Annotated in this window: 9 protein-coding genes and 1 pseudogene; all 10 read left to right on the forward strand. The window is 35.2% G+C overall.

The window, feature by feature from the left end; translation table 11 throughout:
- Positions 1-138: pseudogene (locus tag J4P91_RS27670) on the forward strand (CsxC family protein); the annotation flags it as partial.
- 131 nt (positions 139-269) lie between these two features.
- Entirely contained in the window at positions 270-1,082 is an 813-nt protein-coding gene (locus J4P91_RS27675) for a CsxC family protein (RefSeq protein WP_243764048.1), read from the forward strand.
- A gap of 138 nt (positions 1,083-1,220) precedes the next feature.
- A complete protein-coding gene (locus J4P91_RS27680) occupies positions 1,221-2,129 on the forward strand; it encodes a BC_2427 family protein (RefSeq protein ID WP_207996641.1) in 909 nt (302 codons plus the stop codon).
- 87 nt (positions 2,130-2,216) lie between these two features.
- On the forward strand, positions 2,217-2,528 hold the full coding sequence (locus tag J4P91_RS27685) for a hypothetical protein (protein ID WP_207996642.1): 312 nt from the start codon (positions 2,217-2,219) through the stop codon (positions 2,526-2,528).
- A 323-nt stretch (positions 2,529-2,851) separates the two neighbouring features.
- Positions 2,852-3,391, forward strand: a complete 540-nt coding sequence (locus tag J4P91_RS27690; RefSeq protein ID WP_483862154.1) for a DUF420 domain-containing protein — start codon at positions 2,852-2,854, stop codon at positions 3,389-3,391.
- 215 nt (positions 3,392-3,606) lie between these two features.
- On the forward strand, positions 3,607-4,770 hold the full coding sequence (locus tag J4P91_RS27695; RefSeq protein ID WP_207996643.1) for an iron-containing alcohol dehydrogenase: 1,164 nt from the start codon (positions 3,607-3,609) through the stop codon (positions 4,768-4,770).
- Positions 4,771-4,927: 157 nt separating this feature from the next.
- Entirely contained in the window at positions 4,928-5,677 is a 750-nt protein-coding gene (locus J4P91_RS27700) for a DeoR/GlpR family DNA-binding transcription regulator (RefSeq protein ID WP_243764049.1), read from the forward strand.
- Entirely contained in the window at positions 5,677-6,588 is a 912-nt protein-coding gene (gene pfkB / locus J4P91_RS27705) for a 1-phosphofructokinase (protein ID WP_207996649.1), read from the forward strand. Before J4P91_RS27700 ends, pfkB begins: the two co-directional genes overlap by 1 nt.
- Positions 6,589-6,600: 12 nt before the next feature.
- Positions 6,601-8,460 carry a PTS fructose transporter subunit IIABC gene (locus J4P91_RS27710; RefSeq protein ID WP_207996644.1) on the forward strand — a complete coding sequence of 620 codons (1,860 nt, stop codon included), beginning with the start codon at positions 6,601-6,603 and terminating at the stop codon, positions 8,458-8,460.
- Positions 8,461-8,837: 377 nt separating this feature from the next.
- Positions 8,838-9,283 (forward strand): SH3 domain-containing protein (locus J4P91_RS27715; protein ID WP_207996645.1); only part of this gene is annotated, 446 nt, incomplete at its 3' end.

Here is a 9,283-nt window from a genome sequence, read left to right on the forward strand (position 1 = left end):
ATACGTGCAGATTTCTTTGAACTAGATTTCGCTCCATGTCCTACACCTATAAATAAAGAATTTGATAAGATTCGTGAGAAAGTAGTATTAGATCTTACTTTAAAAGTTTTACAAACTCAGCAAGTAGAAGTTTCATAATAAAAAAAGACATCATCTTTCATATGAAGATGATGTCTTTTTTATTGTTATAAAACATATATAATGTTGAAACGGTTATGTATATTTGAAAAATACATATTTTAAAAAAATCATCAGTTAGGAAGTGATTGATGATGAATAAACCATGGATGGGTAATAAAATCAGTGATAAATTTTTTTCTGAGCATAAAATAATCCCGAGGCTGAAGGGGGAAGAAAATCCATTTTCAGAAAGTGCAGTGGAAGAAAGTTCACCTTCAGAGATTGGGATAGAAGAAAATCCATTATTAGAGAGTGAAGTGGAAGAATGTTCATACTCTGAGATTAAGATGGAGGGAAGTACACCTACAACACCAATTGTAAAAATCCCGGTTGTATTAGCAGAGAGAACAATTCAAATTGTTGTGGAAGCGAATATTTCATTGGATCCTTTGGCGCTTGAAATTAAACGTGAGTCAAAAAATATATTCTTAACACACTGTAAGTTAGTTCCTGTAGCGTTTACGTCAGTACCAGGTACGAATTATCGCCGGGTCATAAAAGCAAAACTATTTGTAGAGGGCTATATTCGAAAAAGCATTGAATATGTTGCCGATCAGTGTAATGGATTATTGTATAATCGAATTGTTAATATTCCGTTTTCTAGATGTTTAGATTTGACAACAGGTGATTTTAAAATCCAGCCTTTATTGGTAGCTTTTTTAGATACTACATCCCATTTTATTAATCCTAAGGGGCATTTAATGCGGTTAGATAAAACTTCCTTTGGAAATTCAGTTTTTTATAATACACAACCGTATTGTGAATTAGTCAGATCTAATTTTTATGAGTTTGATTTTTCACCATGTTTGACAAACTTGAACAAGTCATGTAGCAAACTTCGTAAAAAAATCGTACTAGATCTTACTTTGAAAGTCTTACAAGTACAGCAAGTACAAATTTAAAAAATAGACAGACATCGTCTTTTTATAATAAAAGTTGATGTCTTTTTTTTTATTATAAAACATATATAATGTTGAAACGATTATAGGTTTTAAATAATACATATGTCTTTCAATTCATCAGTTAGGAAGTGATTGACGATGAGTAAACCATGGATTGGTAATGAAATGATAGATAAAATTTTTTCTGAGCATAAAAGGATCCAAGAGCTGGAAGTAGAAGGGAATTTCCCCTTAGAGATGGAGGTAGAAGAAAGTTCTCCCCCAGAGCATGAGGTTGAGGAAAGCTCACCTTCAGAGATCGAGAGGGAAGATAATTCACTTCCTGAATTAAAAGTAGGAAAGCTAGGACGTTTGATGACAATGAGAATCCCCTTTTCTACTATTGCTGAAGTGACTGGTTTTTTAATCCCGCTTATTATGAGTAGCACGAATGAAGAAGTATTTGTATTTCAAAACGAAGAGAATGAAACATTTCGTGAGTTAGATACAAAGTTGTTAGCTACAGTACATCATTATAACGAACAGCCATATTGTCGTTTAATTTCTTCAAAGCTTTTTGAAAAGAGAATTTTTCTAGAATCTTCGAGTGAGAGTTATATAAAACATAGCGGGAAAAATCAGTTAGAGCAATCTTTTTGGATTCCTATACACAATTTGAATTCAAAGCAGAGAAACGAAAAAAAAAGCAGTAACTATGTAACGACGAAACTGCCAGTTGAAATAGGGAAGTATAAAACGGAAATTAGTTTAGAAGAAAGAGTGATGTTTCAAGAGGAAGTACAAATTAAAGAAATTTCACAAGAAATTGTTTTAACAGATAGTAAATTTTTTGCTCAAAAAGTTCTAAACGCAAAAGAGCATTCAGTAGCAATTGAAAAAGGAAAATTGATGGTAGAAGGCTATGTTGTGCAGCACATTGAATATACAATAGGGTGTTCTAATGAGCAAAGTAATGAATTAGTTAGGTATCAGTTACTACAAAAAATGGTGCTCGAATTAATCGTCCAATTATTGCAAGAACAAGAAGTGCAAGTGGAAATCATGTAAACACTATTTCCATAGTGTGTATAAATGTTTTTCTTGACTTTTTATAAAAGGGCGAGGAAAATGGTAAAAAAGGAAGGAGGGGTGATAATGGAAGAGTACGTATTGGATCTTTATAATGTATTATATACAACAGAGTGGCAAGATATTGTTTCATTTCTTGGAATTTTATTTTGTTTAAAAATTGTAATTGTATACATGGAAGAGCAAGGTATGTTCTATTCTTTCTCATCCCCGTCCGATTTAGAGCGGGAACCGTTGCTCAGCTATGCCAATATAAAACGGATGGAATTTCCTTTTATTACATTCTTCATGATTCGATTTATAACGGCTATTGTGAAGAAAAAAGAAGCTGAAGAAGGAGATTGTGGTCCGACTTGTAATGTAGCGCATTGTTTATAAGCTAAATACAAGGAGGAGAATAATATGTGGTTTCGATTTCTTATGATCGGTTTCTTTTCATTAACAGCGATTTCTTTAATGGGATATCAAGTGTCAGAGATTTTTCAAGCATATAGTGACATGTTTTTTAACAAAAACTAAACGAATTGCTATTTCAATAATAAAGCGATAAAATCCTTCTTAAGAAGTATGATTAAGAAGGATTTTTTCTTTGTTCGATGCCAGTGTGTCAAAGTATTGTCACATTTGCACTGTGAATAATATGTTAAAATAGTGAGGTTAATTGTACATATGTAGAAGAGGAAGAGGGAGTGAACAATTTGATGGATCGATTAACTAATCAGAAGAGCTATGCTCCTATTGTGATAACGCTTTCTGTGGTCGTCAATGCGATTATTTTATTTTTGTTTTTTGGACCTGTTGGTTACAAAGGAGAAGTACATTTTGATGTAACAATTTTGCCGATGTTAAATGCAATTTTTAATAGCTTTACATTTGTATTTTTATTGGCAGCATTGTTTTCTATCATTAAAAAGAATGTAAAGATGCATCGAGGTTTTATTCTTGCAGCATTTACAACAACATTGTTATTTTGTGTTTCCTATTTAACGTATCATTACTTGGCACCAGCGACGCATTTCGGTGGAGAAGGGGTAATTAAATATGTGTACTTCTTTATTTTACTTACGCATATTTTCCTTGCAGCGATTATCGTACCGCTTGCATTATTCTCGCTTGTATATGGTTTTACAAATCAATTGACTCGTCATCGTAAGATTGTACGTTGGACAATGCCAATTTGGCTATATGTAAGTCTTTCTGGTGTTATCGTTTACTTAATGATTTCACCGTATTATCAATAAAAAAATCTCAGCCTTTTGGCTGGGATTTTTTTGTTTCGCAATTATCAGACAGTAATATCTACACCTCAAGATTTAGAGAAAGGTGAAGTGATTGGTGAGAGATAACTCTCACTGATGGAAGTTTCACTTTATGAAGCAAATATTTTTGTGAAATGAACAAAATATGTTATACAAAAGTATAGTAGCTTTTATATTGAAAGGATGGGGAGAGAATTATGCAAAATTTTGTGTTTCGTAATCCGACAAAGCTTATTTTCGGCCAAGGGCAGTTAGAACAATTAAAGGCAGAGATTCCTCAGTATGGTAAAAAAGTTCTTCTCGTATATGGCGGGGGGAGTATTAAACGAAATGGTATATATGATAATATAATCTCTATCTTAAAAGAAATTGATGCAGAAATTTTTGAGTTAACAGGTGTTGAACCGAATCCACGCTTATCAACTGTAAACAAGGGAATTCAAATCTGCAAAGAAAATGATATTGAATTTATTTTAGCTGTCGGTGGGGGAAGTGTGATCGATTGTACGAAAGCGATTGCCGCAGGTAGTAAATATGATGGTGATGTATGGGACATCGTGACAAAGAAAGCATTTGCAAATGAGGCTTTACCATTTGGTACAGTACTTACTCTTGCAGCGACAGGTTCTGAGATGAATGCAGGTTCTGTTATTACAAATTGGGAAACGAATGAAAAGTATGGATGGGGCAGTCCTGTTACGTTTCCGCAGTTTTCTATTTTAGATCCAGCTCATACAGCTTCTGTTCCGCGAAACCAAACGATCTACGGTATGGTGGATATTATGTCTCATGTGTTAGAACAATACTTTCATCAAGGTACAAATACAGAATTACAAGACCGTTACTGTGAATCTATTTTAAAAACGGTCATTGAAACAGCTCCAAAACTTTTAAACGATTTAGAAAGCTATGAGCATCGAGAAACAATTTTATATTGCGGAACAATGGCACTAAATGGAATTTTAGCAATGGGAGTCCGCGGTGATTGGGCAACGCATAATATTGAGCACGCCGTTTCAGCTGTGTATGATATTCCGCATGGTGGTGGCTTAGCGATTTTATTCCCGAATTGGATGAAGCATGTTTTAGATGAAAATGTAGACCGCTTTAAACAATTTGCGGTGCGTGTATTTAATGTAGAAGCAGACGGAAAAACGGATAAGGAAATTGCCTTAGAAGGTATTGAAGCATTGAGAAGCTTCTGGACATCTATGGAAGCACCGTCTCATCTAGCTGACTATGGAATTGGAGAAGAGAAAATTGATATAATGGCTGAAAAAGCAATGGTTTATGGTGAATTCGGTCATTTTAAAAAGTTAAATAAAGAAGATGTGGTAGCGATTTATAGAGCTTCATTGTAAAGAATAAAGATAATATTAAAACCTTCTTGATATATATCGAGAAGGTTTTTTGATTGTTATTGAATGTTTAATGATTTAATTTGAGTGTTTTTGATTGATTTTGGTTGATTTTTGGATTCGGTTTCATTATACTGTAATCAAAGAAGAGGTGAGTGATATGTTAACTCCTGAACGTCATCAGCTAATTTTACAGCTTGTGAAAGAGAAAAAAGTAGTGAAATTACAACAGTTGGTGGAAGAAACCGAAAGTTCAGAATCAACAATCCGTCGTGATTTAGCGCAATTAGAAAAAGAGCGTTTATTAAAAAGAGTGCATGGCGGAGCTGCTATATTAACTGGAAAAGGTGAAGAGCCTACAATGGTTGAAAAATCAGCCAAAAACATTCAAGTGAAAAAGCAAATCGCTAAACAGGCTGCATCTTTTGTAGCGAAAGGTGATTGTATTTATTTAGATGCAGGAAGTACAAGCTTTGAAATGATTTCATATTTAACAGATAAAGAAGTTACGGTTGTGACAAATGGACTTATGCATATTGAAGCGCTAGTTGAAAATAATATTCGTGCTTATTTACTTGGCGGGATGATGAAGGCTCGAACAAAAGCATTAATTGGTGCAATGGCGCAGGAAAGTATGCAGCAGTATCGATTTGATAAGTGTTTTTTGGGAGCGAATGGTGTACATGAACAGTTTGGATATACAACCCCGGATCCTGAAGAAGCACTGCTGAAAAAAATGGCGTTAACGTTAGCGAATGAAGGTTATTTTTTAATAGATGAAAGTAAATTTTCTGAAGTAGCATTTGCAAAAATTGCAAGTATTGAAGAAGCGACAATTATTACAAATGTATTAGAAGAAGAGCAAGAAGAGTATAAGCGAAAAACAAATGTAATTGAGGTTGATAAATGATGATTTATACAGTTACTTTAAATCCATCGATTGATTATGTTGTGCAAGCGGAGGGGTTCAAGCTGGGAACTGTCAATCGAGCGGAAAACGATATGAAATTTCCTGGCGGGAAAGGAATTAATGTATCCCGTGTACTTCGTCGACTTGGAATAGAGAATACAGCGCTTGGTTTTATAGGTGGATTCACAGGTCAATTTATTGAAGATGTTTTGGAAAGTGAAGGGGTTAAGACAAATTTTGTCCATATAGATGGGGATTCACGTATTAATGTAAAAATAAAGGGACAGGAAGAAACAGAGCTGAATGGTCAGGGGCCTGTTATTACTGGCGAACAACTTCAAAATTTGATGAACCAAATGGGAAGTATGCAGGCTGGTGATTATCTTGTATTAGCTGGTAGTATTCCTGCGTCGATTCCAAAAACATTTTATGAAACCATGGCTAATTTTGGAGCAGAACATCATATTAACATCATTGTTGATGCGAGTGGAAGCGCGCTTCAGCATGTAATTCAAAATAAACCATTTTTAATAAAACCGAACCATCATGAACTTGGTGAATTATTTGGAGAGAAATTTTTGACAATAGAAGAAATTATTCCATATGGCAAAAAGTTAATTGAACAAGGTGTACAGAATGTGGTTGTCTCTATGGCTGGAGATGGAGCTTTGTTATTTACAAATGAAGGGGTGTATGAGGCAACCGTACCAAAAGGGACAGTTATTAATTCCGTTGGAGCAGGAGACTCTCTTGTTGCAGGTTTTGTAGGAATATATGAAAAAACAAAAGATGTCGAAGAAGCATTTCGTTATGGTGTAGCAACGGGAAGTGCAACAGCGTTTTCAGCGGATTTATGTACGAAAGATAAAGTAGAGGAATTAGTGTCGCAAGTAATGATTACTAAGCGGTAGGGGGAACAGAGTATGAAAATTACAGAGCTTTTAAAAAGGGATACAGTTATCATGGATTTGACAGCTTCAGCAAAAGAGGCTGTCATCGATGAATTAGTAGAGAAATTAGAAAAGGCAGGAAGGTTAAATAGCAAAGCGGAATTTAAAGAGGCTATTTTACAGCGTGAAATGCAAAGTACAACTGGAATTGGTGAAGGGATTGCTATTCCACATGCAAAAACAAAGGCGGTCAGACAACCAGCTATTTGTTTTGGACGAAGTGTAAGCGGTATCAACTATGAGTCGCTTGACGGGCAACCAGCTCATTTATTCTTCATGATTGCGGCGAGTGAAGGAGCGAACAATACACATTTGGAAACGCTATCTCGCTTATCTACGTTATTAATGGATGAAGGGTTTCGTAAACAACTATTAGAAGCAAAAAATGAAGAGGAGCTTCTTCGTTTGTTTGACGAAAAAGAAAATGAAAACGAACAAGAAGATGAAAATAGGGAAGCAGCAAAGCCAGAAGAGAATGAACCATATGTATTAGCGGTAACAGCTTGTCCGACTGGTATCGCTCACACATATATGGCTGCGGATAGTTTAAAGGCGAAAGCAGCAGAATTAGGAATTACGATTAAGGTTGAAACAAACGGCTCTACTGGTGTGAAGAATGGGTTAACAAAAGAAGATATTGAACGTGCAACAGCTATTATCGTTGCGGCAGATAAACAGGTAGAAATGAATCGCTTCGCTGGAAAGCATGTGATTCAAGTGCCGGTTGCAGATGGTATTCGGAAAGCAGCGCAGTTAATTAATCGGGCTGCGAATCAAGAAGCTCCGATTTTTAAAGGGATAAAAGAAAGTGGACAAGCAGAGAAGACAGAGAAGGAAAAAGGATTTGGTATATATAAACATCTAATGAATGGTGTCAGTAACATGTTACCTTTTGTTGTCGGTGGAGGTATTTTAATTGCACTGGCCTTTTTCTTCGGTGGGATCGATACGAAAGGACCGGTTGCAGAAACGTTAATGTCAATTGGCGGTAAAGGAGCATTCCAATTTCTTGTTCCGATATTAGCTGGATTTATCGCGAGTTCTATTGCGGATCGTCCAGGGTTTATGCCTGGTATTGTCGGTGGGTTTTTAGCAGCGCAAGCAAATGCGGGATTTTTAGGGGGATTAATTGCTGGTTTCTTAGCTGGATATATTGTACTCGGTTTAAAGAAAGTATTAGCAGGTTTGCCAGCACAATTAGAAGGAATTAAACCAGTTTTATTATATCCGGTACTGGGTTTGTTACTTACAGGGTTATTAATGTTGAAAGTTGTAAACCCTCCTGTTGTGGCATTAAATGAGGCGTTAACGAGTTGGTTAAATGGTTTGGGTGGTACAAATGCTATAGTATTAGGACTTATTTTAGGTGGAATGATGGCTGTTGATATGGGAGGCCCTATTAATAAAGCAGCATTTACATTTGGGATTGCTGCAATTGAGGCTGGAAACTTTGGTGTGCATTCCGCTGTTATGGCTGGTGGAATGGTACCTCCGCTTGCGATTGCCTTTGCGACGACATTCTTTAAAGCGAAATTTACAGAATCAGAGCGTAAATCAGGTTTTACAAACTATATTATGGGAGCTTCATTTATTACAGAAGGGGCGATACCATTTGCGGCAGCTGATCCAATCCGTGTGATTGTCAGTTGTGTTGTTGGATCAAGTCTTGCTGGTTCGTTATCGATGTTATTTGGAATTACATTGCCAGCACCACACGGTGGAATATTTGTCATATTATTAGTAAATAAACCAGTTTTATATATTCTTTCTATATTAATAGGTTCTGTAGTATCGGCTCTTATGCTAGGGGTATGGAAAAAGAAAATTTCATAAAACTCAAAAAGGACAGCTGCTTAACTAGATAGCTGTCCTTTTTGAGTTTTAATGTCAGTTATATACGAATATTAAAATACAAAGATTTATTGCATAAAAAGAAACAATGTAACTGGAATTTGTAATGTTTCAGTGTTTTTTTGTAACAAGATGGTAATACTATTACTTTTATTGCAAAAAAATATGACTTTTTAAAAGAAAAAAAACGATTGAAACTCTTGAAAATACATATAGAATACTATTTTCTTTTATTCTATTTTATATTACAAAGCATTAATGATTGATTACGAATCGTTTGTAATTGTGTGATATCTTAAATCTCTTAAAAAACTGTTGCTATAATGAGGACACGAAAACAAAGCGAATGGAGGCTATTCATGAAAAAATTAATTGGTATAGCAGCGGCAGCGGTTTTTGGTCTTGGGATTTTCACTACTTCTGCACAAGCAGAAACTGTTGTAACAACAGAAGTATTAAATGTACGCGAGAACCCAACTACTGAATCACAAGTTGTAGGTAAAGTATTAAATGGTCATAAATTAGATGTTACAAATACAGAAAACGGATGGTCACAAATCAAATTAAATGGTAAAGACGTATTCGTAAGTGCAGAATTCACAAAAAGCATTTATTACGTAACAGCAAACGTATTAAACGTACGTGCTGAAGCGAATACAAACTCAGAAATTCTTGGTACGCTTAAGAAAGACGATATGATTGAAACAACGAACCAAGTACAAAATGGATGGTTACAATTCGAATATAACGGGAAAACGGCTTATGTTCATGTTCCTTTCTTAACAGGTACAGCACCTGTTATTGA

It is taken from the genome of Bacillus sp. XF8, assembly GCF_017498755.1.
GTDB classification, from domain to species: Bacteria; Bacillota; Bacilli; order Bacillales; family Bacillaceae_G; genus Bacillus_A; species Bacillus_A bingmayongensis.